This is a genomic window from Hydrogenophaga sp. (genome assembly GCF_011390835.1).
In the GTDB taxonomy this organism is placed as follows: domain Bacteria; phylum Pseudomonadota; class Gammaproteobacteria; order Burkholderiales; family Burkholderiaceae_C; genus Hydrogenophaga.
This window is the reverse complement of sequence record NZ_JAABRQ010000028.1, coordinates 15,541-37,858: the sequence shown is the minus strand read 5'-3', so window position 1 is coordinate 37,858 and position 22,318 is coordinate 15,541. Positions and strand designations below refer to the sequence as shown.

25 protein-coding genes and 1 tRNA gene are annotated in these 22,318 nt (G+C 60.9%); 4 read left to right on the top strand and 22 right to left on the bottom strand.

Features of this window, described 5'->3' with window-relative positions:
- The 13 genes from GPT34_RS15060 to GPT34_RS15000 form a co-directional block, all read right to left on the bottom strand.
- Positions 1-680: DNA cytosine methyltransferase (locus tag GPT34_RS15060; protein ID WP_291014127.1), on the bottom strand; the 680-nt coding region annotated here is incomplete at its 3' end.
- A gap of 65 nt (positions 681-745) precedes the next feature.
- A complete protein-coding gene (vsr, locus tag GPT34_RS15055) occupies positions 746-1,198 on the bottom strand; it encodes a DNA mismatch endonuclease Vsr (protein WP_291014125.1) in 453 nt (150 codons plus the stop codon).
- A gap of 521 nt (positions 1,199-1,719) precedes the next feature.
- Positions 1,720-1,796: transfer RNA gene (locus GPT34_RS15050), tRNA-Pro, on the bottom strand.
- 36 nt (positions 1,797-1,832) lie between these two features.
- Entirely contained in the window at positions 1,833-2,288 is a 456-nt protein-coding gene (locus tag GPT34_RS15045; protein ID WP_291014123.1) for a MerR family transcriptional regulator, read from the bottom strand.
- 207 nt (positions 2,289-2,495) lie between these two features.
- Complete coding sequence (locus GPT34_RS15040) at positions 2,496-2,822, bottom strand: integration host factor subunit alpha (RefSeq protein WP_291014121.1); 327 nt, start codon at positions 2,820-2,822, stop codon at positions 2,496-2,498.
- Between the two features lie 30 nt (positions 2,823-2,852).
- Positions 2,853-5,276: a phenylalanine--tRNA ligase subunit beta gene (gene pheT / locus GPT34_RS15035; RefSeq protein ID WP_291014118.1), complete on the bottom strand. Its 2,424-nt coding sequence runs from the start codon at positions 5,274-5,276 to the stop codon at positions 2,853-2,855.
- Between the two features lie 117 nt (positions 5,277-5,393).
- Complete coding sequence (pheS, locus tag GPT34_RS15030; RefSeq protein ID WP_291014116.1) at positions 5,394-6,446, bottom strand: phenylalanine--tRNA ligase subunit alpha; 1,053 nt, start codon at positions 6,444-6,446, stop codon at positions 5,394-5,396.
- A gap of 130 nt (positions 6,447-6,576) precedes the next feature.
- A complete protein-coding gene (gene rplT / locus GPT34_RS15025; RefSeq protein ID WP_291014114.1) occupies positions 6,577-6,936 on the bottom strand; it encodes a 50S ribosomal protein L20 in 360 nt (119 codons plus the stop codon).
- Positions 6,937-6,960: 24 nt separating this feature from the next.
- Positions 6,961-7,164: a 50S ribosomal protein L35 gene (rpmI, locus tag GPT34_RS15020; RefSeq protein WP_291014133.1), complete on the bottom strand. Its 204-nt coding sequence runs from the start codon at positions 7,162-7,164 to the stop codon at positions 6,961-6,963.
- Positions 7,165-7,357: 193 nt separating this feature from the next.
- Complete coding sequence (gene infC / locus GPT34_RS15015; protein ID WP_291014131.1) at positions 7,358-7,960, bottom strand: translation initiation factor IF-3; 603 nt, start codon at positions 7,958-7,960, stop codon at positions 7,358-7,360.
- Between the two features lie 117 nt (positions 7,961-8,077).
- Positions 8,078-9,985: a threonine--tRNA ligase gene (thrS, locus tag GPT34_RS15010; RefSeq protein WP_291014111.1), complete on the bottom strand. Its 1,908-nt coding sequence runs from the start codon at positions 9,983-9,985 to the stop codon at positions 8,078-8,080.
- Positions 9,986-10,734: 749 nt separating this feature from the next.
- On the bottom strand, positions 10,735-11,160 hold the full coding sequence (locus GPT34_RS15005) for a helix-turn-helix domain-containing protein (RefSeq protein ID WP_291014108.1): 426 nt from the start codon (positions 11,158-11,160) through the stop codon (positions 10,735-10,737).
- Positions 11,157-11,459: a type II toxin-antitoxin system HigB family toxin gene (locus GPT34_RS15000; protein WP_291014105.1), complete on the bottom strand. Its 303-nt coding sequence runs from the start codon at positions 11,457-11,459 to the stop codon at positions 11,157-11,159. The genes GPT34_RS15005 and GPT34_RS15000 overlap by 4 nt, the downstream gene beginning before the upstream one ends.
- A gap of 362 nt (positions 11,460-11,821) precedes the next feature.
- On the opposite strand from GPT34_RS15000, the gene GPT34_RS14995 reads away from it, so the two are divergent.
- On the top strand, positions 11,822-12,022 hold the full coding sequence (locus GPT34_RS14995; protein ID WP_291014103.1) for a hypothetical protein: 201 nt from the start codon (positions 11,822-11,824) through the stop codon (positions 12,020-12,022).
- A gap of 8 nt (positions 12,023-12,030) precedes the next feature.
- Positions 12,031-12,234, top strand: coding sequence for a hypothetical protein (locus GPT34_RS14990; RefSeq protein ID WP_291014101.1), 204 nt, complete (start codon positions 12,031-12,033; stop codon positions 12,232-12,234).
- A 264-nt stretch (positions 12,235-12,498) separates the two neighbouring features.
- On the opposite strand, the gene aceA is transcribed toward GPT34_RS14990, so the two are convergent.
- Positions 12,499-13,830 carry an isocitrate lyase gene (gene aceA / locus GPT34_RS14985; protein WP_291014098.1) on the bottom strand — a complete coding sequence of 444 codons (1,332 nt, stop codon included), beginning with the start codon at positions 13,828-13,830 and terminating at the stop codon, positions 12,499-12,501.
- A 494-nt stretch (positions 13,831-14,324) separates the two neighbouring features.
- On the opposite strand from aceA, the gene GPT34_RS14980 reads away from it, so the two are divergent.
- Positions 14,325-15,257, top strand: a complete 933-nt coding sequence (locus GPT34_RS14980) for a DMT family transporter (protein WP_291014095.1) — start codon at positions 14,325-14,327, stop codon at positions 15,255-15,257.
- Between the two features lies 1 nt (position 15,258).
- Here GPT34_RS14980 and GPT34_RS14975 read toward each other — a convergent pair whose 3' ends face one another.
- Together GPT34_RS14975 and hemN are read right to left on the bottom strand one after the other, a co-directional pair.
- On the bottom strand, positions 15,259-15,930 hold the full coding sequence (locus GPT34_RS14975) for a sulfite exporter TauE/SafE family protein (RefSeq protein WP_291014093.1): 672 nt from the start codon (positions 15,928-15,930) through the stop codon (positions 15,259-15,261).
- Positions 15,931-16,007: 77 nt separating this feature from the next.
- Entirely contained in the window at positions 16,008-17,387 is a 1,380-nt protein-coding gene (gene hemN, locus GPT34_RS14970) for an oxygen-independent coproporphyrinogen III oxidase (protein ID WP_291014090.1), read from the bottom strand.
- A gap of 174 nt (positions 17,388-17,561) precedes the next feature.
- Between hemN and fnr the strand changes: the two genes are divergently transcribed.
- Positions 17,562-18,281 (top strand): fumarate/nitrate reduction transcriptional regulator Fnr, encoded by a 720-nt coding sequence (gene fnr, locus GPT34_RS14965; RefSeq protein WP_291014088.1) that lies wholly within the window; start codon positions 17,562-17,564, stop codon positions 18,279-18,281.
- Positions 18,282-18,309: 28 nt separating this feature from the next.
- On the opposite strand, the gene GPT34_RS14960 is transcribed toward fnr, so the two are convergent.
- The 6 genes from GPT34_RS14960 to ccoO form a co-directional block, all read right to left on the bottom strand.
- Positions 18,310-18,579 carry a hypothetical protein gene (locus tag GPT34_RS14960; protein ID WP_291014129.1) on the bottom strand — a complete coding sequence of 90 codons (270 nt, stop codon included), beginning with the start codon at positions 18,577-18,579 and terminating at the stop codon, positions 18,310-18,312.
- 68 nt (positions 18,580-18,647) lie between these two features.
- A complete protein-coding gene (locus GPT34_RS14955; RefSeq protein WP_291014086.1) occupies positions 18,648-18,944 on the bottom strand; it encodes a nitrogen fixation protein FixH in 297 nt (98 codons plus the stop codon).
- 44 nt (positions 18,945-18,988) lie between these two features.
- Positions 18,989-20,443, bottom strand: a complete 1,455-nt coding sequence (gene ccoG / locus GPT34_RS14950; RefSeq protein WP_291014084.1) for a cytochrome c oxidase accessory protein CcoG — start codon at positions 20,441-20,443, stop codon at positions 18,989-18,991.
- Between the two features lie 73 nt (positions 20,444-20,516).
- Positions 20,517-21,425 (bottom strand): cytochrome-c oxidase, cbb3-type subunit III, encoded by a 909-nt coding sequence (ccoP, locus tag GPT34_RS14945; protein ID WP_291014082.1) that lies wholly within the window; start codon positions 21,423-21,425, stop codon positions 20,517-20,519.
- A gap of 26 nt (positions 21,426-21,451) precedes the next feature.
- On the bottom strand, positions 21,452-21,589 hold the full coding sequence (locus GPT34_RS14940) for a cbb3-type cytochrome c oxidase subunit 3 (protein WP_291014080.1): 138 nt from the start codon (positions 21,587-21,589) through the stop codon (positions 21,452-21,454).
- 14 nt (positions 21,590-21,603) lie between these two features.
- Positions 21,604-22,314, bottom strand: a complete 711-nt coding sequence (gene ccoO / locus GPT34_RS14935) for a cytochrome-c oxidase, cbb3-type subunit II (protein ID WP_291014078.1) — start codon at positions 22,312-22,314, stop codon at positions 21,604-21,606.
- Between the last annotated feature and the right edge of the window lie 4 nt (positions 22,315-22,318).

The window sequence follows — 22,318 nt, the reverse complement described above, 5'->3', positions numbered from 1 at the left end:
GGATCATCTCCCGGGGAAAACCGGACACGAGACACAAGCGAATGGAGCGTGTAGCGGGCACCACCTCTCAGACCGAGAGCTTTCCCAGGGTCAGTCAGGTCGCGCAGGATGTCATGAAAGACCAGCTTGCCACCAACCCTCGACGAAAGAATCCCCTTGACGTTTTCCATCACGAAAACGGCTGGCCTGCTTCGATGCAGGATCCGGAGGTATTCCTTGTACAGGAAGTGTCGGTGATCATCTTCGGCAACATAGTCCAGCTTTCCCATGTTGCGTGACCGACCCACCAGCGAATAGGCCTGGCAAGGAGGTCCTCCTATCAGAACCGTCTCATCCTCCTTCAGCTTTGCCTGATCCAGCAGCTTGTCCAGTTCTCTGTTGTGTTCGGGGTCACCCAGTGTCAGCTGACGAGCTTCTGATCTCGCATCCTGCCATGCGAGCGGCAACAGTTCGCCTGGGTGAGGAGCCTCTTCTGATGTGCAGAAGTTGTAGTACGCATTCAGTGCTTTCTGATCACCGCGAATCTTCCTGAAGAAGCTTCGCAGCGTGAGCGTTTTGTGTGCCCCAGCCTCCATCTCGGCAGACAGGGCAATTTCGAAAGTGGTGCCGTCCTTGTATGCGGCGAACCCCTCGCCTAGCCCCCCCGGACCGGCAAAAAGGTCGATGATCTTGTAGGTCATTTAGATGGCGATGCTCTGTTTTTCTTTTCGTGTCCAGCGGACAGACTTGGAACGCGTACTTCTCTTCATGCTGCTGACCGCAACTCACCGAGCGGACTCGAACTTTCAATCCAGTGGGTCAGTGGTTGCATCAGAGCATCCTCTGTCTTGCAGCGGCGGGTGAAGCACTCCCAGACAACGAGCACTCGCCACCCGGCCACTCGCAGTGCTTCAGCAGCCACCCTGTCTCGCTGCCTGTTGCTCTCGAACTTCCCTTTCCAAAATTCTGTTCGGGTGCCTGGAACCTTTGCCAGACTGCATCCGGAATGCCCGTGCCAGAAGCAACCGTTCACGAATATCGCAACCCGTCTGCCCGGAAGAACGATGTCTGGTGTTCCTGGAAGATCTTTGCGATGGAGTCGGTATCTGTAGCCACCTGCAAACAGGGCCTTGCGAACCCGCATCTCTGGCTTCGTGTCCTTGCCACGAATCCCCGCCATCATCTCGCTGCGCTTTTCTGTTGGAACGATGTCAGTCACTGTTCAACTTGTTCGCGTCGAGAGCAGAAGTCCTGCTTGTATTCCAGTTAGTGAAGATGTGAGCTTTGATTCAAAGGCTCACCCGACTGCCGCATGTTTAAGCGACTGATCGTACCAGGTATCGACAGTGGCCTCTGCGACATCCACCCGCTGAATACCAGACCCTGTTGAGAGTCCTGAGCCGGTTTGAACCCTACGTGCAGGCATGGCTAGAGGGAAGACCAATGTTGCGCCTGATCGCTTGCAACGACACGTCGGTTGAACGTGTTGCCAAAGCGCGTTTTCGCGTACATGTGCCCACGTTGCCAGTCGACACGAAAATCCAATCTCGTCGCGTAGCTGCAACAAGATCAGTCGCGGACAAAGCCCCAGCAAAACAGGAGGTGATTTCTGCCTATTTGGCAACGCCTCAGCCCACAGCAGTGTTGGAGCCACCGCAGCGGTTTACCCCCCGGTTTACCCCCGGAGCAAACCAAAGAAAAACGGGTTAGCTCATTTCTGAGCTAACCCGTTGATTTTATTGGTCGGCGTGGCGGGATTCGAACTCGCGACCCCTTGCACCCCATGCAAGTGCGCTACCAGGCTGCGCTACACGCCGACAAGCCTTCAATTATAGCGGGCGTGCGCTATCGATTCAGACGGTATTGAGCAAGAGATCGCGAATTTCCATCAGCTCACGACGCATGTCGATGATGAGGCGCCCCGGGCTGTGGGTCGGCTCGACAGGCACCGCCCCATTGGCGCGAGCGGCTGGTTCGTCAGCGGGCTGAATCGGGTGGTCGGTCAACTCGATCGCTTCGGCGTCATCGTGGCGTCGCTTGTCGCGCTCGGCCTGCACGAGCTCCTGCAGCCGGTTGCGGGCACCGCTGATGGTGAACCCCTGGTCATACAAAAGGTCGCGGATGCGACGGATCATGAGCACTTCATGGTGCTGGTAATACCGGCGGTTACCGCGCCGCTTCATCGGCCGCAGCTGGGTGAACTCTTGCTCCCAATACCGCAGCACATGGGGCTTGACGCCGCACAAATCCCCGACTTCACCGATGGTGAAGTAGCGTTTGGCGGGAATGGGCGGGAGCGTTTTTTCCATGAAAATCAAAGCGGTACACACCGAACCTTCAAATTTACTCTAACACGCGCCTGCGTGCGCGTGCCAACTGAAAAATGTGTACGGATTGTTGCAATCGACACGCGGAGCAACCTCGAGCCGGGAACCGGTAGCTCCCAGACGAAAGAAGGGCCTGCCATCGGCCGATGGCGGGCCCAGTTCAGCGGTGTGCTGTAGGTGGCGGCAGGATCAGCCGCCGATGATGGCGGTCTGCACCTGCTCTTTGAGCTTGGGACTGGCGTGGAACGTCACGACACGGCGCGCTTCAATGGCCACCGGCTCGCCCGTACGCGGGTTGCGACCCGGACGTGGGGCCTTGGTGCGGATCTGGAAGTTGCCAAAGCCAGAAATCTTCACATCCGTGCCCTGCACCAGGCTGTCGGTGACGAGATCAAAAAAGGCGTCGATCATGTCCTTGGACTCGCGCTTGTTCAGGCCAATCCGGTCAAACAACAGCTCAGCCAGCTGGGCCTTGGTGAGCGCCGGGGTTTCCAGGCTTTCGACGGCGAGTTCCATGGGCGAGTGCTCCGCGTTAGGTGGATGGTTTCAGGTGCGCAGCCGGGCGGCTACGCGCTGCTGCAAGGCGCTGAGCACGTCGCTCACCGTGGCTTCAATCTGCTCGTCAGTCAGTGTAGCGTCGTCTCGGCTGAGCACCAGGCGCACCGCCAAGCTCTTTTCATCCGCCGCCAGCGCGCCAGCACCCTCCGCGCCCTTCTTGGGCCGGTAGACGTCGAACAACACCGCATCGCGCAGCCAAGGGCTGGTGGGCGCACGAACCGCATCCATCACGGCCGCATGGGTCACGCCGTCCTTGACCACGATGGCCAGGTCCCGTTCGACCGGCTGGTACCGGCTGACGGGCCGGAACACCGGCACATCGCGGGTCAGCACCGCATCGAGCGCCAGCTCAAACAACACCGGCGCCTGAGCCAACTCGTAGCCCTGGCGCCAGCGGGGATGCAATTCACCAACGTGGCCGATGAACTGCCCATCGAGCCAGACCGAAGCAGTTCGGCCAGGGTGCATGGCCGGATGATCAGCCGCGCGGAACTCAGGCATGCGCGGCGCCAGCAGCGCCTGCACATCGCCTTTGGCGTCGAAAAAGTCCGCCGGGCGGGCGCTCAGACCCCACTGGAGCGCATCAACCGCTCCGTAGGCCAGACCCGCCACGCGCATCGGCTGGTGAAAGCCAGCCACCGTGGTGTCACCGTCTTGCACCGAAGCGTCCTTGATGAACACGCGGCCCAGCTCGAACAGACGCACCCGCTCGGACTTGCGGTCGAGATTGAACTTGAGCGCCGCGATCAGGCTGCCCAGCAGCGAAGAGCGCATAACGCTCATCTGGCTGGCGATCGGGTTAAGCAGCTTGACCGGATCGGGATTGCCGGCCAGCTCGTGTTCCCAGCGAGCTTCGACAAAACTGAAGTTGATGGTTTCCTGGTAGCCCAGCTGCGCCAGCTGGCGGCGCACGGCAAACGGGCCGCGGCGGGCTTCGGTGCGGATCTTCGCGGTGATGGGTGCCAGCGGCGGCGTCTGCGGCAGCTGCTCGTAGCCGATCACGCGAGCGACTTCTTCGATCAGGTCTTCTTCAATCTGCAAATCGAAACGGAAAGCCGGCGGCGCCACGGTCACCGTGCCCTCGCCTTCGCTCACGTCCAGCCCCAGACGACGCAGCGCGCCTGCGCACTGTTCTTGCGTCAGCGGCATGCCGATGACCTTCACAGCCCGGGCCACGCGCAGCGTGACCGCCTTGCCCTCGGGCAAGGCCAGTGTCTGGTCGTCCAGCGGGCCCGCTTGGCCGCCACAAACCTCCAGCACCAGCTGGGTGATGCGCTCGACGTGCTGCACCGTGGTCGACGGATCCACACCGCGCTCGAAACGGTGTCCGGCATCGGTGCTGAAGTTAAAGCGGCGCGAGCGCCCGGCAATCGCCTTGGGCCACCAGAACGCGGCTTCGATGAAGATGTTGGCGGTGTCGTCGGACACGGCGGTGGCGTCCCCCCCCATGATGCCCGCCAGCGATTCCACCGCCTGCTCATCGGCGATCACACCCACCTGCGCATCCACGGACACCGTGTTGCCATTGAGCAGCTTGAGCTGCTCGCCCTCGCGACCCCAACGCACCTGCAGGCCACCGTGGATCTTGTCGAGATCAAAAATGTGCGAAGGGCGACCCAGCTCGAACATCACGTAGTTGGAAATGTCGACCAGCGGCGACACGCTGCGCTGGCCGCAGCGGGCCAGACGGTCCACCATCCAGGCCGGCGACTTCACCTGGGTGTTGACGCCGCGCACCACTCGCCCACTGAAGCGGCCACACAAATCGCTGGCCTGCACGTCCACCGGCAAGCGATCCTGGATCTGCACGGGTGCCGCTGGAAATGCTGGCTGCACGAGAGGCGCGCCGGTGAGCGCAGACACCTCGCGCGCAATGCCGTAAACGCTCAGGCAATGCGCCAGATTGGGCGTGAGCTTGAGCGTGAACAACATGTCGTCCAGCGCCAGCTGTTCGCGGATGTTGCGGCCAACCACCGCATCATCGGCCAGCTCCAGCAAGCCGCCGTGCTCCTCCGACAGCTTCAGCTCGCGAGCCGAGCACAGCATGCCCTGGCTCTCCACGCCGCGCAGCTTGCCCACCTGGATCTTGAACGGCTGTCCGTCCTCACCAGGTGGCAGCTCGGCGCCCACCGTGGCACACGGCACCTTGATGCCAACACGTGCGTTCGGCGCGCCACAAACGATGTTCAATGGCTCAGCTTGACCCACGTCCACCTGGCACACACGCAAGCGGTCGGCGTTGGGATGTTGCTCGGCCGTCAGGATCTGGCCCACCACCACGCCACCAAACGGCGGCGCCACGGGTGTCAGTTCTTCGACCTCCAGACCAGCCATGGTCAAGGTATCGGCCAGTTGCTGGCTGGTGAGTGGCGGGTTGCAGAAGCTGCGCAACCAGGATTCAGGGAATTGCATGGAACGACTCAGTACGTGGGCACGGCAAGGGCTTGGATCAAGAACACCGCGAAACCGGCTCTGCCGGGCTGCAGATGTTGCCTCCTGGGAGGTGACGTGAAGCGGCGCGGGGGGCGCTCATCTGAACTGCGAAAGAAAACGGACATCGCCGTCGAAGAACAGGCGCAGATCGTTCACGCCGTAGCGCAGCATCGTGAGCCGGTCAGGGCCCATGCCAAAGGCAAAGCCGATGAAGCGCTCCGGGTCAAGGCCCATGTTGCGCACCACGTTCGGATGCACCTGGCCCGAGCCGGCCACCTCCAGCCAGCGCCCAGCGAGCGGGCCGCTCTGGAACTGAATGTCGATTTCGGCGCTGGGCTCTGTGAAGGGGAAAAAGCTGGGGCGAAAGCGCAGCACCAGGTCATCCGATTCAAAGAAGGTGCGGCAGAAATCGGTGAAGACAAACTTGAGGTCCTTGAAGCTCACGTTCTCGCCGATCCACAGGCCTTCGCACTGGTGGAACATGGGCGAGTGCGTGGCATCGCTGTCGACCCGGTAGGTGCGGCCCGGCGCAATGACTCGAATTTCGGGCATACCGTGCCCGGCATCCAACGCAATACGGTGTCGTTTCACATGCGACACCGCATGGCGAATCTGCATCGGGCTGGTGTGGGTGCGCAGCAGGTTAGGCGCCTTTTCACTGCCACCTTCGACATAAAACGTGTCGTGCATGGAACGCGCAGGGTGGTCTTCAGGCGTGTTGAGTGCGGTGAAGTTGAACCAGTCGGACTCGATTTCAGGGCCGTCGGCCACTTCGAATCCCATGCTGCCAAAAATGGCCTCGATACGCTCCAGCGTCAGACTGACGGGATGTAGACCACCGGTCCCGCGCTGTCGACCGGGCAGCGTCACATCGAGCGCTTCGGCCTTGAGCTGCTGATCGAGTTCGGCATCGGCAAGGGCCTGACGGCGCTCGTTCAGCGCCGCTTCGATGGCCTGCTTGGCCTGGTTGATTGCGGCGCCACGCGCCTTTTTTTCATCCACCGGCAAGGTGGCCAGGCCCTTCATCAGCTCGGTGATGCGGCCGGCTTTGCCGAGGTACTGGGCTTTGGCATTTTCCAGATCGGCCGGCGTGGCAGCAGCCGTAAAGGCGGTGCGCGCGTCCTGGGCCAGGGCGTCCAACTCGTTCATGGGGTACTGCGTATGGTTTGCCAAGAAAAAAGGGGCTGAGCGCCGCGAGGGAAATCCCTCAAGCCTCAACCCCTTTGAGCGACGTGACCATTCGCCTTGGCCAAAGCCTGGGCAAACGGTCGGTCGAGAATCAAGCGGCCAGCTTGGCTTTGACTTGTTCCACGATGCTGTTGAACGCAGGCACGTCGTTGACGGCCAGATCGGCCAGGACCTTGCGGTCGATCTCGATCTGAGCCTTCTTCAGGCCATTGGCGAACTGGCTGTAGGTCATCCCGCAAGCACGTGCACCGGCGTTGATACGCGCGATCCACAGCTGACGGAAAACACGCTTCTTGGTGCGGCGGTCACGGTAGGCGTATTGGCCCGCCTTCATCACCGCCTGTTTGGCGATGCGATAGACGTTGCCACGGCGACCGCGGAAACCTTTGGCAAGGGCGAGAACTTTTTTGTGGCGGGCGCGTGCCGTTACACCACGTTTGACGCGAGGCATGTGTGACTCCTTGTTCGTCGTTGATCAAATACCCATGCCGGGCAGCATCTGTGCCATGTGACCCATATTGGTCTCATGCACAGCGACTGAACCCCGCAGGTGGCGCTTGTTCTTGGTGGTCTTCTTGGTCAGGATGTGACGTTTGAAGGCTTGACCGCGCTTGACGGTGCCACCGGGACGAACGCGAAATCGCTTCTTCGCGCTGCTCTTGGTCTTCATTTTGGGCATCTTCATGCTCCTTTTTCATTTGTGCTCGTGAGGCGCCGCCAACAACCAGTTGGCGGGCTTGTTGGCCCCGAGCCACTTTTGATGAAAGGCCTTTCGGTCTTCCAGTTCGGCACCGAGGTTTTCACCTCGGACCTCGGACCGGCAGGAGACGACCCTGCCTGTCCAATCTTGTTTCCTCTGGTCAACCGCCTTTTCAGGCCGTTGACGCGCTCCCTTCAGGAGCGACTTTAGGCGCCGAAGATCCCGCTGGCTTCTTGCGACCCGGCGCAATCATCATGATCATCTGGCGGCCTTCCAACTTTGGAAACTGCTCCACCACGATGATGTCGGCCAACTCGTCGCGAATGCGGTTGAGCAAGGCCAGGCCCAGCTCCTGGTGCGTGATCTCGCGACCGCGAAAGCGCAACGTGATCTTGCATTTGTCGCCGTCATCGAGAAAGCGCCGGATGTTGCGCATCTTGATGTTGTAGTCACCTTCATCGGTGCCTGGGCGGAACTTGACTTCCTTGATTTCAATGACCGTTTGCTTGGCCTTGGCTTCCGCCGCCTTCTTCTGCTCCTGGTACTTGAACTTGCCGTAGTCCATCAGGCGACACACGGGAGGCACGGCGGTGGCCGCAATCTCGACCAGGTCCACATCCGCCTCTCCGGCCATGCGCAGCGCGTCTTGCAGACTGACGATGCCCAGCGGCTCATTTTCGGGGCCGTTGAGGCGAACCTCGGGGGCCATGATTTCTCGGTTCAGTCGGTGTGCGCGCTCTTCGCGGTGGCGGCGGTCACGAAAGTTGGTAGCTATGGTGAGTTCCTTGATGTGGGCTGGTTAAACAAAAAGGCTCTGGGCCACAAAGCACAAAGCCGGACGCAATCACGCCGAGTGCCACAGCAGCGGGGGCATCAGCCGAACGGTTTGGAATCAAACTTTGGATGAAACGTCTGCCGCAATCAATTTGGAAAAGTCTTCCAGCGGCATGACACCGAGGTCTTTGTTACCCCGAGCCCGCACAGCCACGGCACCAGCCGCCTTCTCTTTGTCGCCCACGACAAGGATAAAAGGCGGCTTTTGCAACGCGTGCTCACGTATTTTATACGTAATTTTCTCGTTGCGCAGGTCCGTCTCGACCCTAAGCCCTTGATTTTGCAGCGTTTTGACGATTTCGCGACAGTAATCGGCCTGTCCATCGGTGATGTTGAGCACCACCACCTGCACCGGGGCCAGCCAGGTGGGCAGTGCGCCGGCGTGTTGCTCGATCAGGATGCCGATGAAGCGCTCCAGGCTGCCCACAATGGCGCGGTGAAGCATCACCGGACGGTGGCGCGCGCCGTCTTCACCCACGTACTCGGCGTCCAGCCGCTCGGGCATGGAGAAATCCACCTGCATGGTGCCGCACTGCCACTGCCGCCCGATGGCGTCTTTCAGCGTGTATTCGATCTTCGGGCCGTAGAAGGCGCCTTCGCCGGGCGAGATCTCGAATTCACATCCGGATGCTTTCAGGCTGTCGATCAAGGCTTTTTCGGCCTTGTCCCAGCTCTCATCGCTGCCAATGCGCGCCTCGGGTCGCGTGGCGACCTTGTAGATGATGTTGGTGAAACCGAAGTCGGCATAAACCTTCTGCAACAGCGCCGTGTAGGCCTCGCACTCGGCCAGGATCATGTCCTCGGTGCAGAAAATGTGGCCATCGTCTTGCGTGAAGGCACGCACCCGCATGATGCCGTGCAGGCCACCGGTGGGCTCATTGCGGTGGCACTGTCCAAACTCGCCGTAGCGCAGTGGCAGGTCGCGGTAGCTCTTGATGCCCTGTTTGAAGATCAGGATGTGACCCGGGCAGTTCATGGGCTTCAGGGCGTAGTCGCGCTTTTCACTCTCGGTGGTGAACATGTTGTCGCGGTACTTGTCCCAGTGGCCGGTTTTTTCCCACAGCGACTTGTCGATGATCTGCGGGCCCTTGACTTCCTGGTAGCCGTTGTCGCGGTACACGCGCCGCATGTATTGCTCCACCTCCTGCCACAATGCCCAGCCCCTGGGGTGCCAGAACACGGTGCCGGGAGAGTGCTCGTCGATATGGAACAGATCAAGTTCGCGGCCCAGTTTGCGGTGATCGCGCTTTTCGGCCTCCTCGATCATGGTGAGGTGCTGCTGCAGGTCTTCTTTGCTCGCCCAAGCCGTGCCGTAGATGCGTTGCAGCATCTCGTTGCGGTGATCACCGCGCCAGTAGGCACCCGCCACTTTCATCAGCTTGAAGTGCTTGAGCTTGCCAGTGCTGGGCACGTGGGGTCCGCGGCACAGGTCTTCAAATGCACCTTCGCGGTACAGGCTCACGTCTTCATTGCTCGGGATGCTGGCAATGATCTCAGCCTTGTAGTGTTCGCCCATGCCCTTGAAATGCGCCACCGCCTCGTCACGCGGCAGCACACGGCGAACCACGGGCTCGTCCTTGGCGGCGAGTTCGGTCATGCGCTTCTCGATGGCGGTCAGATCTTCCGGCGTGAACGGGCGCTTGTAGGAGAAGTCATAGAAAAACCCGTTTTCAATCACCGGACCAATCGTGACCTGCGCATCAGGGAACAGCTCCTTCACAGCGTAGGCCAGCAGGTGGGCCGTCGAGTGCCGGATCACCTCCAGCCCATCGGCATCCTTGCCGGTGACGATGGACAGCGGACTGTCGCTGGTGATCTGGTGGCTGGTATCCACCACCCGGTCACCGATCTTGCCAGCCAGCGCGGCCTTGGCCAAGCCAGCACCGATGCTTGCTGCCACTTCGGCCACAGTGACCGGGCCAGGGAATTCGCGTTTTGAGCCGTCGGGAAGCGTGATGTGCAACATGAGGAAATCCAGAAAACAAAAAAGCGCGGCAGGGGCCGCGCTGGAGTGGGTCGACAGGGAATCGGGCAGGCGCGAACCGCAGGCCTCAACGGGCCAGGAGAAGTAGCTCCTGAGTTCGCGGTGTCATAACCAGACTGCCTTTCTCGCTCTTGTGGGTGAAACAGTCCCGACATTTTCCCACAATCCTGCCAAGAAAGAGCCGCCCCAGCCCATGGCGCCGCCAAACAAGCCCTACCGGGCCGCCAGCGCCGTCCCGTTGAAGGCCTCGCGCCCAGCCGCACCGGGCAGACTATTGACAAGTTTCAAGAGGTTCCAGGAAGTCCAAAAAAGTCTCATAAGCATTTGATTTCAATAGATTTTATTGGAATCGATGTCCCACGAAATCCCCCATGAACCCGTTGCAGCGCGATCAAAACGGGGGACGTCGCTGCCATCACACAGACCATGCAGACCACAACGCGGCAAAAGTCATTGCCATGCGGGGTGTCAAGCAGTTGCTCTCTGGCAAGGGTGTCAAAAAGGAGAAGAAGACGTGCCGGATCACAAGACAGAAGGTAGGGGCGGAATGCTCCGAACCGGGTGCAGCAATGCACCCTACGCTTGGTGAGACTGAGGTAAGTCGTGGGCGCAGCAATGCGTCTGTGCTCTGGTCGTTGACCCAAGAAACCCCCGCTACAGCGCAAGCTTAGCGGCGGGAGATTTCATAGCCTTAACGCCGACGAGGGACAAGGCCCGGCGCTGCGAGGGCTTCAGATGAAGACTGCGGCAGAGACACCAAAGCGCTCGGCCAACGCCTTGGCCTGTCGCACGTTGATTTGTCGGCGCCCGTTCAACACCTCGCTCACCACCGACTGCGCACCAAGCTCTGCGACCAGATCGGTCTGCTTCAAACCATACTGATCCATGAGGAAGCGCAGCACCCGGCCGGGTTCGGCATCGGGCAACGCGTGGTGCTGGCTCTCATAGTCTTCGATCAGCTGGCCCAGCAGTTCCAGCATGTCGGCCAGTTCGTGTTCTTCGTCGTCGCCTACGACATCGAGCAGCTGGTTCATGAAGCCGACGGCACGTTCGTATTCAGCCGGGGAGTGAATCGCCGCCAGGCGCACCGGCAACGCGTTTTGAAAGGCGTTCCAAGCAGGGGCAAGGGTCTTGGGGTTGAAGGTGACGGCGGTCATGTTTTGCGACTCCTTTGGGTCTTGGTCCAGTGGTCGTACTCCGTGTGTGTGAAGACTTCGCGGATGTACAGCTTTTGCCCGTTGTAGTGAATGACGGTGATGATGCGAAAGTGGTTTCCAGCGATGTCGAACACGGTGTACGGGTCCACGTAATCCGCCGTGTTGAAGGTCCTCTTGACTTCAGATAGGTTCTGAAACTGCGCTGCGCACACCAACTGGTGCCATGCCAGCATGGGTTCCCGCGCTCGCGGGTGCTTGAGCCCGAAGTCGGTCAGGGCTTTCTTGGAGATCACATGCATCCCAATATTATCGCATTTTGCGATAGCGACGTGAATAACAATCCCGTGAAACCTATGGGTCTACTTCTCCTTTAGGGGGAGGGATCGAAGACCGCTTGCGCCGACCTGGTTTCAGACACGTGGGGAAACGAGTAGGGAAACACGCGAAAAAACGAACAGGAAAAACCGAGGTTTCATGCGGCTTCCATAGATTTGTTCGAATTCCTCCGGGCCCATAAAAGTCGTCTACCGATAAGGATCAACTCCAACCGGAGGATTTCTCAAGCTTTAGGAGGCGCGGCCTAAAGTGCGCTGGCGTTTGCTGCATCGCACCATTGCATGGCTATAATAAGGGTAAACCCTAATATTGCTCCGCATCCACCATGACCTTTGTCCCTGTTCTTTTCTCTCTGGCCCGGCGCTTTGCGGGGTTTTGGACTTCGCTCACCGCCCCCCGTGCACAGCCGTCCTCTGACTTGGAGGCGTACCTCAGCCAGGCAGTGGACATGCACCACTTGGAATCGCTGGAACGCAACTGGGAGCGCCGCAACGCCACCAGCGCCTCCCGCGGTTACAGCTTCTGAGGACCATCATGCTCGCTCTCCTCAGATTCCTCTTTCGGCCCGATTTGGCACCATCGTTTCAGCCCGGCTTTCGCGTCAACCGCATGAAGAGCGGCGGCCTCGACCGATGGGACGGGCGCGTCATTGCCCAGACCGACGACGGCGTGCTCGTTGAGTGGCCTCGCAACGGCGCTTCCTGGGAACGGGCGCGTGAGCTCTGCATCCAGGGCTAAGAGCTTCTTTTCCACAGCTCTCCGTTGAATTTCGAAGACAGCGGCCACTGCGCCTGACCCTGCACCCAAGTTGGCCCAACTGAAACTTCTGAGGATCCTGGGTAGGCCATTTGCTTCGAGCGAGGCAGTTGTAGTGCAGGAGCGCCAAGACTCAGGAAGAGAGCGGGCCACTCCACCCACCTGATCCAAGCACCCGAAAGAAAGCCACCCCGAGGGGTGGCTTTCTTGTCTTCATGGCACCTCAGTGCCTATGAAGGAGTCAGTTCAGTGGAACTGTTCTTCTTCGGTCGAGCCGGTCAGCGCCTTCACGCTGGACGAGCCGCCCTGGATAACGGTGGTCACATCGTCGAAGTAACCCGCGCCCACTTCCTGCTGGTGCGACACGAAGGTGTAGCCCTGCTCGCGCGCGGCGAACTCGGGCTCCTGCACCATTTCGGTGTAGTGCTTCATGCCTTCGCCCTGGGCGTAGGCATGGGCGAACTGGAAGGTGTTGAACCAGTTGATGTGGATGCCAGCCAGCGTGATGAACTGGTACTTGTAGCCCAGCGCCGACAGGTCTTCCTGGAAGGAAGCGATCTGCTTGTCGTTGAGGTTCTTCTTCCAGTTGAACGAGGGCGAGCAGTTGTAGCTCAGCAGCTTGCCAGGGCAGGCGGCGTGCACTGCTTGCGCGAACTCACGAGCGAAGCCGATGTCGGGCACGCCGGTTTCGCACCACACCAGGTCGGCGTAAGGGGCGTAGGCCACGCCGCGGCTGATGGCCTGCTCCAGGCCGTTCTTCACGCGGTAGAAGCCTTCGGGCGTGCGCTCACCGGTCAGGAACGGCTTGTCGTTGGCGTCGTGATCGCTGGTGATCAGGTTGGCGGCTTCGGCGTCGGTGCGGGCCAGCACAATGGTGGACACGCCCATGACGTCGGCAGCGAAACGCGCGGAGATCAGCTTCTCACAGGCTTCGCGGGTAGGCACCAGCACCTTACCGCCCATGTGGCCACATTTCTTGACGGCGGCCAACTGGTCTTCGAAGTGCACGCCGGCGGCACCGGCGGCAATCATGTTCTTCATCAGCTCAAACGCGTTCAGCACGCCACCAAAGCCGGCTTCGGCGTCGGCCACGATGGGCAGAAAGTAGTCGATGAACTCTTTGGAACCTGGCTCGACGCCACGGCCCCACTGGATTTCATCCGCGCGCTTGAAGGTGTTGTTGATGCGGCGCACCATGGTGGGCACCGAGTCGTAGGCGTACAACGACTGGTCGGGGTACATGGTTTCAGACGTGTTGCCGTCAGCAGCGACCTGCCAGCCCGACAGGTACACGGCTTCCAGACCAGCCTTGGCCTGCTGCATGGCCTGGCCGGCAGAGATCGCGCCGAATGCGTTCACATAGCCTTTCTTGGCGCCGCCGTTCACTTTGTCCCACAGCTTTTCCGCACCGCGCTTGGCCAGCGTGTGCTCGATGTTCATGCTGCCGCGCAGGCGCACGACGTCGGCGGCGGTGTAGCCGCGCTTCACACCCTTCCAGCGGGGGTTGGTGGCCCAGTCCTTTTCCAGCGCGTCGATTTGCTGTTGGCGGCTGAGTTGTTCGTTGAGTGATTGGGGCATGTGAAGACTCCTTGAAGTTGAAAAAGAAGGGTTGGTGACACCGCATGCAAGCGCGATGCCCATGCCTCTACTTTAAGTCTTATAGAAGACTTCTGAGGTCTCTTATGTCTTATACAAGACTTTTTTTTAATTCAATAAAATCAACACTTTAGCCATCGAATCCCTCAATATGAAATACTGACTCTTGTATTGAGAAAATTTGCGGCAATGCAGCACGCCACGATTTCATATTGCAACATCTAAAGTCAGCTATGCGAAACGCTGTCCACATGGGGTCAACAGCCTGCTCGCGGGGGTGCGCTACATCGCAGTGCGCCCCGCAAGCCAGCCATGTCGTGTGCCTTTCGGAATCGGTACCACGCGGCAGAGTGGTGCAGGCCGGTTGGCCAAACTCATGCCGTCGGCCGACTGGCCTGCACGGGACCCATGACTCGCCTTGAGGCATGATGCGCAGCCATGCACACCGCTTCGCGCCTCAACCGAAAGGAGCCTTCGTGAACCGCTGGTGGGGGTTTCTCGCGCTGGGCCTGAGCATGACCCTGGTGGGCAGCTATGTGGCGCTGTCCAAGCCCCTGGTGCTGGTTTTTCCGGTGTTCCTGCTGGCGTGGATGCGCTTTGGCATCGGGGGGCTGGCCATGTGGCGCTGGCTGAAGAAACCCGCCGACGAACCGCCGCTCACGCCGCACACCCGCCGCCTGCTATTTCTCGAATCGTTTCTGGGCAACTTCCTGTTCTCGATCTGCATGTTGTTTGGCGTGAGCATGACCACTGCTGTGGCCGCGGGGGTGGTCATGTCATCCATCCCGGCGGTGGTGGCGGTGCTGAGCTGGATCTTCCTGCGCGAACGCGTCGGCTGGCGCAGCGCGGCAGGCATCACCTGCGCCGCCGTCGGCATTGGCCTGTTTTCGCTGCAAAAGGTCGCGCCGGGGACCGAAGTGGCAGTTGATGCGAGCGGGCTCTGGGGCCTGAATCGAGCGCTGCTTGGCAATCTGCTGGTGTTCGCTGCGGTGGTGTGCGAAGCCTCTTACGTGGTGATCGGCAAGCGTCTGACCGACGGCCTAGGTCCCAAGCGCATCTCGGCCATCATCAATCTCTGGGGTTTTGCCCTGGTCACGCCGTTTGGGTTGTGGGCAGCGCTGCAGTTCGATTTCAGCGCAGTCAGCTTGCCCATCTGGGGTCTGCTGCTGTTCTACGGCCTGGCCGCCAGCGTGTGGACAGTGTGGCTTTGGATGACGGGGCTCAAGGGCGTGCCCGCCTCGCAGGCTGGCGTCTTCACCGTGATGCTGCCGATCAGCGCCGCGGTGATCGGTGTGGTGTTCTTGAACGAGCGCCTCACAGGTTTGCAGGTGGTGGCCTTCGGCATTGCCCTGTTCGGTCTGGTGCTCGCCACCCTTCCCGCAAGACGCTCGCGCACGCTGCCGCTCTGAATCAGGCGCACCAGAGGCCGGTCGGGTTGGTCACGCCCATCCACAAAGCCCAGCCCGAGGTCAGCGCCAGGGCAAGGCCCGCAAGCCGGATGCCCCAGGCGCCGGACCGCCCTCCTCTCACCCTGAGCAACAACCAGGGTCCAGCCGTCAGCGAGATCGACGTACCGATCGAGAACAAGGCCATGATGGTGGCGCCTTCGGCGGCGTTGGCCGACAGCGAGGCCACCAACAAGGCCGAGTACAGAAGCCCGCAAGGCATGAGTGCCCAAGCCACGCCCAAGGCCACCGGCGCCTTGCCGCCCAGCCGGGTGAGCACCGGACGCGCCCTGCGCCAGACCGATTGCCCCAGTTGGTCGATCCACGCCGGCTGCCGCGCCTGCCAGATCAGCACTGCTCCCAGCAACAAGGCGGCCACATGGAACATGGTCCACACCGGCCGAATGACCGCGGTGTTGGTGCCCAGCCAAGCGAGGCCTTGCACCGAGCCGGCGGCAAAGGCGCCGAACAGCGCGTAGCCCACCATGCGGCTGAACTGGAAAGTCAGCAGCGCCTGTGTGCTGCGCTCACCCGCGGCCCGGCTGATGCCAGCGCAGGCAGCTCCGCACATGGCCACGCAGTGGGGTCCACCCACCACGCCCATGAACAAGGCGGTGATCGCCATCGAAGTCTGCATGAGGAGAGGCTAACCGCTCAGGGCCTGTTCACACTGGTTTCCTGAGTGCGAACGAGGTGAAACCACATGAAGACGCATCAGATGATCTTGGAAAACCGCGCGCGGTCCTGATCTACCTGCAGATTCTTGTCGAACACCATCGCGATCGCGCGCACCAAGTACCAACCCGTGGGCGTGATCTGCACGCCGCTGTCATCGACCTCGACCAGCCCTTGCTCTTCAAAGTCACGCAGCATGTCGAGCTCGCGCGCGAAATACGACTTGAAATCGATCAGGTGTCCCAGCTCGATCGACTCGTATTGCAATTGCCCCTGGCACATGAGGGACATGATGACCGAGCGGCGCAGCAGGTCGTCGCGCGTGAGCGCCATGCCGCGCACGATGGGCAGGCGGCCCTGGTTGAGCGCGTCGTAGTACTCGTCCAGGGTTTTGGCGTTCTGGCTGTAGGTCGCACCGATGCGGCCGATCGCCGAGACGCCAAGCGCGATCAGGTCGCAGTCGGGCTGGGTGCTGTAGCCCTGGAAATTGCGGTGCAAGCGCCCCTGGCGCTTGGCTACCGCAAGCGCATCGCTAGGCAGGGCGAAATGGTCCATGCCCACGTAGACATAGCCGGCGTCTAGCAGGGCATCAAGCGAGGCGGAGAGCATGGCGATCTTGTCACCGCCGCTGGGCAGCTCGGCCGAGATGATGCGCCGCTGCGGCTTGAAACGCGAAGGCAGGTGGGCGTAGGCGTAGAGAGCGATGCGGTCTGGCCGCAGCGAATTCACCTGGGCCAGTGTGCGGGCAAAGGATTCAGGAGTCTGCAACGGCAGGCCATAGATCAGGTCCACGTTGACCGACTCGAAGCCGATCTTGCGCGCGGTCTCCACCAGCGCAAACACCTGCTCGGCCGGCTGCACCCGGTGCACGGCTTTCTGGACCGCCGGATCAAAATCCTGCACACCGAAGCTCAGGCGGTTGAAGCCCAGTCGGGCCAGACTCTGCAGGCGCTGGTCGGTCACGGTGCGCGGATCAACCTCGATCGAATACTCGCCGCCTGGCACCAGGGTGAAGTTGCGCCGGATCATGGCCATCAGGTCTTCCAGCTCGGTATCCGACAGGAAGGTGGGCGTGCCGCCGCCAAGGTGCAGCTGGGAGACCCCGTGACCTTGACCGAAGTGCGCCACCTGCAACTCCACCTCGCGCGCGAGGTAGCGAAGATACTCGGCTGAGCGCTCGTGGTGTTTGGTGATCACCTTGTTGCAGGCGCAGTAGTAGCAGACCGATTCGCAGAAAGGGATGTGCACGTACAGCGACAGGGGCAAGGCCAGCGAGCCGGCGCGGCGCTGCTCCAGCGCCTGGATGTAGTCCGACTCGCCAAAGGCCTCGACAAATCGGTCGGCCGTGGGATAAGAGGTGTAGCGGGGTCCGGGAACGTCAAACCGCTTGAGCAGATCGTTGGAAATGGCGTGCGTCACTGGCAAGTCTCCATGGGGATAATCGACTGTGCCGCAGGAGGCCCCCCCTCTCCTTGATCTTGGTCAACTACAGCTGACGGTGTGCGGAGTGTCCTCAGGCCGCGCAATCGGCAGGGTCGACGGCCGCAGCGCCCCCCATGAGTTAAGCTAGCGCTGATATTTCGGAAGGGAAAAATGGACGTCCAAAGCATCAAAGTTGCGTGCGCCAGTTGCAATCTCCGGGAAATTTGTCTCCCGATGGGCCTGAATGCCGATGAGATCGACAAACTGGACCATGTCATATCTTCCCGCCGCCGGATCAAGCGCGGTACCCCCCTGTTCAGCAACGGAGAAAAGTTCACGTCGCTGTACGCGGTGCGATCGGGCTTCTTCAAGACCTGTGTGACCACCGCCGACGGTCGCGACCAGGTGACGGGTTTTCACATGACGGGTGAAATCATCGGCCTCGATGGCATCGTGAGTGATCACCATTCCTGCGACGCGATCGCGCTGGAAGATGCAGAGGTCTGCGTGATGCCCTTTGACCAGATCGAGGCTCTCTCGCGCGAATTCACCACCCTGCAACACCACATGCACAAGATCATGAGCCGAGAAATCGTGCGCGATCACGGCGTGATGCTGCTGCTGGGCAGCATGCGGGCCGAGGAGCGGCTGGCGGCCTTCCTGCTGAATCTGGTCCAGCGCCTGCACGCGCGTGGTTTTTCGCAGTCAGAGTTGATCCTGCGCATGACGCGCGAGGAAATCGGCAGCTATCTCGGCATGAAGCTGGAGACGGTGAGCCGAACGTTCTCCAAGTTCGTGGCGGACGACATCATCGACGTAAAGCAGCGCTACGTTCACATCAAGAATACCGATGGTCTGAAGCAGATCGTGAATCCGCAGAGCTACAACTGATCAGCAGCCCAGGGCGCACGCTTCAGCCTCAGCTGCCCTTGCGGGCACCGTCTTTCGGGAGCTGATCCGCGGGCACGGGGCGACTGTTCACCTCGAACGGTGACATGGACAGCAGCGTGGTGAGCGCACTGGAAGCCATGGTCATGCCCCAGAAGACAAAAAACGCCAACGTATAGACAGCTTCGCGCGACAGGGTCACCGGCTGGCCAAACCAGTGCAGGTCGCCGGGATCAACCACGGCGAACACCACCATCTCCAATACTGCGGCCACCAGGAAAGCGGGCCAGGCAATCCACATCCACCGCCGCGTCCAGAGACTGCTGCTGGCCGCGGAAGCGTCAGCACCGGGTTGCTGTTGCGATCCGGTCATTTTTCGCCTGGTACCACGGGTGAGGCGGCGTGATTGCGACCCTGCTGCGCGGGCTGCACGGCCATCAAGGCATTGGTTCGCGCCTGTCCCTGTAGCATCTGCGCGGCTTTCAACTCCCGCTCGTACACAGCTTTGTCCAGCACAGGATCCTGGTCCATGGACGATATGACCACCATGGTGCTGGTGGCCACAACGCCCAGCAACAGGATCGCCGGAACGAAGACCACTTGGGGAATGCGCCACCAGGGGATGTCGGCCTGGCGCGAAGGCGATGTCAGGGGTGTGTTGCTCATGCGGTATCTCCAGAAGCGGGCGGGCAAGGGGCCAGTGCTCAATGTCAGCGCGGAATGAGGAAAGCGGCCTTTTCAGACACCTCAACCGGATCATCGCCGACCGAACGGATATCGAACCGGATCGGGTGCGACCCGGTGGCAGCGGTGCCCGGCGGCACCTGCACGCGAAGCACCGCAGATCGGACTTCCGTCGGCAGGACCTCAACATCGGAATCTGAGGCGATCATGATCCCGGGCAGACCATCAACGGTGATCACGTAGCGCTGTGTGCTTTCAGTGGCGTTCATCACCTGCAGGCGAAAAACGTTTTCAATCCGGCCTTGCTCCACTTCACGGGCGAGCGCACCGCGGTCGCGGATCACATCCACCCGCAAGGGTTTGCGCATGAACAGGCTGGTCATCACCGCCAGCGTGATCGCGAGCAGGATGGCGGAGTACACCAGCACACGCGGGCGAAACGCTCGGCGGATCATCTGCGCCGTCGACCAGCCCTGGGCCATACCGTTCTGAGTGGAATATTTGATCAGGCCACGCGGATAGCCCACCTTGTCCATGACTTCATCGCAGACATCAATGCAGGCACCGCAACCAATACATTCGTATTGCAAGCCTTTGCGGATGTCGATCCCGGTCGGGCAGACCTGCACGCACAGGCTGCAGTCCACGCAAGAGCCTAGGTTCAGCGCGGCCGGGTCGGCCTTCTTGGAGCGCGGACCACGTGGCTCGCCCCGCCGCTCGTCGTAGGTCACGATCATCGTGTCCTTGTCGAACATCGCGCTCTGGAAGCGCGCGTACGGGCACATGTACTTGCAGACCTGTTCGCGCATGAAGCCCGCGTTGCCATAGGTGGCAAAACCGTAGAAAACAACCCAGAAGGTCTGCCATGGACCAAGCGAGGCGGCCAGGGTCAGCGCGCCCAGTTCCCGGATCGGTGTGAAATAGCCGACGAAGGTGAAGCCGGTCCACAGCGCAAAGCCGATCCACAGCGCGTGCTTGAGCCATTTTTTACCAAACTTGGTGGCCGAAAAGTCGCCCTTGTCCAGCCGCATGCGTGCGCTGCGATCGCCTTCCACCTTCTTCTCGATCCACAGAAAGATCTCGGTGTAAACCGTCTGCGGGCAGGCGTAGCCGCACCACAGGCGGCCCGCGACCGCGGTGAACAGAAACAGAGACAGCGCCGAAATCACCAGCAGGCCGGTGAGGTAGATGAAATCCTGTGGATACAGCACCAGGCTGAAGATGTAAAAGCGCCGGGCCTCCAGATCAAACAGCACGGCCTGGCGGGCGTTCCATTGCAGCCAGGGCAAACCGTAAAACACGAGTTGGGTGATCCAGACCGTGATCCAGCGCCAGTTCGAAAAAACCCCTGAGACCGAACGCGGATAAATTTTCTCCCGCGAAGCGTAGAGGGAAACAACATCGTCGTCGTCTCCACCTGGCCCCCCGGGCAGGCCGGCGGGCTGGTTGGCGGCGGAAGAAGAGGCGGAATTCGCGGTCATCAAATGCTTGGGACTCGTGGCAGGGTGAAGAGACAGATGGACACAACTGCCCACCTGCTCACGTCAGCCCGGTTTACTTGGCAGCGGTGTTCGACATGCCCCAGACGTACGAAGCCAGCACCTTGATCTGGTCGTCGTTGAGCAGGGCCGACTGGCCGGGCATGGCGTTGTTGATACCGTTGTTCACCGCGCGAACGATGGCTTCTTCACCCCATCCGTGCAGCCAGATGTTGTCGGTCAGGTTGGGCGCGCCGATGGCGCTCAGGCCCTTGCCGTCGGCGCCGTGGCAGGCGGCGCAGCTGGCGTACTTTTCCTTGCCCTGGACAGCACGCACGGCGTCGTGCGGGCTGCCGGAGAGGCTGAGCACGTAATGGGCCACATTGCGCACATCTTCAGCGCCGCCGACCGCAGCCGCCATGGGCGGCATCACGCCATTGCGTCCGTTGGCGATGGTGGTCTTGATGATCTCGGGCGTACCGCCACCCAGCCAGTCGTTGTCGGTCAGGTTGGGGAAGCCCTTGGCACCGCGGGCGTCCGAACCGTGGCACTGCGCACAGTAATTCATGAACAGGCGCTCGCCAATGGCGTGAGCCTGGGCATCGCCTGCCATGGCTTCGGGCGTCATGTCCTTGAACTTTGCATAGATCGGGGCAATCGCAGCCTCGACCTTGGCCACCTCGGCGGCGTGCTGGCCCTGCGAGGACCAGCCCAGCACACCCTGGAACTTGCCAAAGGTCGGGTACAGCACACCATAGGCCAGTGCAAACAGCACCGTGATGATGAACAGATAGACCCACCACTTGGGCAGCGGGTTGTTCATCTCTTTGAGGTCGCCGTCCCACACGTGACCGGTGGTGTTATCGCCGTGCGTGGCCGCCTTGGTGGTGCCGCTGATCCAGAGCAGGATCAGGCAGGCAATGATGCTGACCAGGGTCAGCCCGGCCACATAAATATTCCAGAATCCGCTGGTGAAGTCGCTCATGATGGTTCTCGGTATGTAGTGGCGGCTCAGTCGTCGCCAAACGGCAGGCGGGCGGCCTCATCGAAGCCGGCCTTGTTCTTCTTCGACCAGGCCCAGACGATGATGCCGACGAAGGTCACCAGGCTCACGACGGTGACGATGCTGCGCAGATCATTGATGTCCATGTTGTATCCCCTGATCACTGCGCTGCAGGCACCGGCTTGACCTGGGCCAAGGCGGTGTCCGCGCCCGCGGTAGGCTGAGCCTCAGCGGCGGGCGCCGATCGGCTGGCGCTGCGATGGATGCCCAGCACCTGCAGGTAGGCGATCACGGCTTCCATCTGTGTCTTGCCCTTGACGGCTTCCACCGAACCGGCGATTTCCTCGTCGGTGTACGGGGCGCCCAGGGTTCGCAGCACTTCCATGCGCTTGGGCAACTGGGTCTCGTCCACTGTCTTCGTCAACAGCCACGGATAAGCTGGCATGTTGGACTCGGGAACCAGATCGCGAGGATTGGTCAGGTGAATGCGGTGCCATTCATCGCTGTAGCGGCCCCCGACACGGTGCAGGTCAGGCCCGGTGCGCTTGCTGCCCCACTGGAAGGGCCGGTCGTAGACGAACTCACCCGCCACCGAATACGGGCCATAGCGAAGCGTCTCAGCTTGGAACGGACGGATCATCTGCGAGTGGCAGTTGTAGCAACCTTCACTCACGTAAACATCGCGGCCGGCCAGCTGGAGCGCCGAATAAGGCTTGAGGCCTTCGATCGGCTGCGTGGTCGACTTCTGGAAGAACAGCGGCACGATTTCCACCAAACCACCGACCGCCACCACGAGCGTGATGAGCACGATCATGAGGAAGTTGTTGGTCTCGATCCTGGCGTGGCCGGTTAATTTTTCGTTGTTGGACATGACT

Bases quoted from the DNA above. Each gene is read 5' to 3' on its own strand.
- GPT34_RS15045 (WP_291014123.1), bottom strand. From the start codon at position 2,288: ATGGAAAAAACGCTCCCGCCCATTCCCGCCAAACGCTACTTCACCATC.
- GPT34_RS15040 (WP_291014121.1), bottom strand. From the start codon at position 2,822: ATGGAACTCGCCGTCGAAAGCCTGGAAACCCCGGCGCTCACCAAGGCC.
- pheT (WP_291014118.1), bottom strand. From the start codon at position 5,276: ATGCAATTCCCTGAATCCTGGTTGCGCAGCTTCTGCAACCCGCCACTC.
- pheS (WP_291014116.1), bottom strand. From the start codon at position 6,446: ATGAACGAGTTGGACGCCCTGGCCCAGGACGCGCGCACCGCCTTTACG.
- rplT (WP_291014114.1), bottom strand. From the start codon at position 6,936: ATGCCTCGCGTCAAACGTGGTGTAACGGCACGCGCCCGCCACAAAAAA.
- rpmI (WP_291014133.1), bottom strand. From the start codon at position 7,164: ATGCCCAAAATGAAGACCAAGAGCAGCGCGAAGAAGCGATTTCGCGTT.
- thrS (WP_291014111.1), bottom strand. From the start codon at position 9,985: ATGTTGCACATCACGCTTCCCGACGGCTCAAAACGCGAATTCCCTGGC.
- GPT34_RS15005 (WP_291014108.1), bottom strand. From the start codon at position 11,160: ATGACCGCCGTCACCTTCAACCCCAAGACCCTTGCCCCTGCTTGGAAC.
- GPT34_RS15000 (WP_291014105.1), bottom strand. From the start codon at position 11,459: ATGCATGTGATCTCCAAGAAAGCCCTGACCGACTTCGGGCTCAAGCAC.
- GPT34_RS14995 (WP_291014103.1), top strand. From the start codon at position 11,822: ATGACCTTTGTCCCTGTTCTTTTCTCTCTGGCCCGGCGCTTTGCGGGG.
- GPT34_RS14990 (WP_291014101.1), top strand. From the start codon at position 12,031: ATGCTCGCTCTCCTCAGATTCCTCTTTCGGCCCGATTTGGCACCATCG.
- aceA (WP_291014098.1), bottom strand. From the start codon at position 13,830: ATGCCCCAATCACTCAACGAACAACTCAGCCGCCAACAGCAAATCGAC.
- GPT34_RS14975 (WP_291014093.1), bottom strand. From the start codon at position 15,930: ATGCAGACTTCGATGGCGATCACCGCCTTGTTCATGGGCGTGGTGGGT.
- fnr (WP_291014088.1), top strand. From the start codon at position 17,562: ATGGACGTCCAAAGCATCAAAGTTGCGTGCGCCAGTTGCAATCTCCGG.
- GPT34_RS14960 (WP_291014129.1), bottom strand. From the start codon at position 18,579: ATGTGGATTGCCTGGCCCGCTTTCCTGGTGGCCGCAGTATTGGAGATG.
- GPT34_RS14955 (WP_291014086.1), bottom strand. From the start codon at position 18,944: ATGAGCAACACACCCCTGACATCGCCTTCGCGCCAGGCCGACATCCCC.
- ccoG (WP_291014084.1), bottom strand. From the start codon at position 20,443: ATGACCGCGAATTCCGCCTCTTCTTCCGCCGCCAACCAGCCCGCCGGC.
- ccoP (WP_291014082.1), bottom strand. From the start codon at position 21,425: ATGAGCGACTTCACCAGCGGATTCTGGAATATTTATGTGGCCGGGCTG.
- GPT34_RS14940 (WP_291014080.1), bottom strand. From the start codon at position 21,589: ATGGACATCAATGATCTGCGCAGCATCGTCACCGTCGTGAGCCTGGTG.
- ccoO (WP_291014078.1), bottom strand. From the start codon at position 22,314: ATGTCCAACAACGAAAAATTAACCGGCCACGCCAGGATCGAGACCAAC.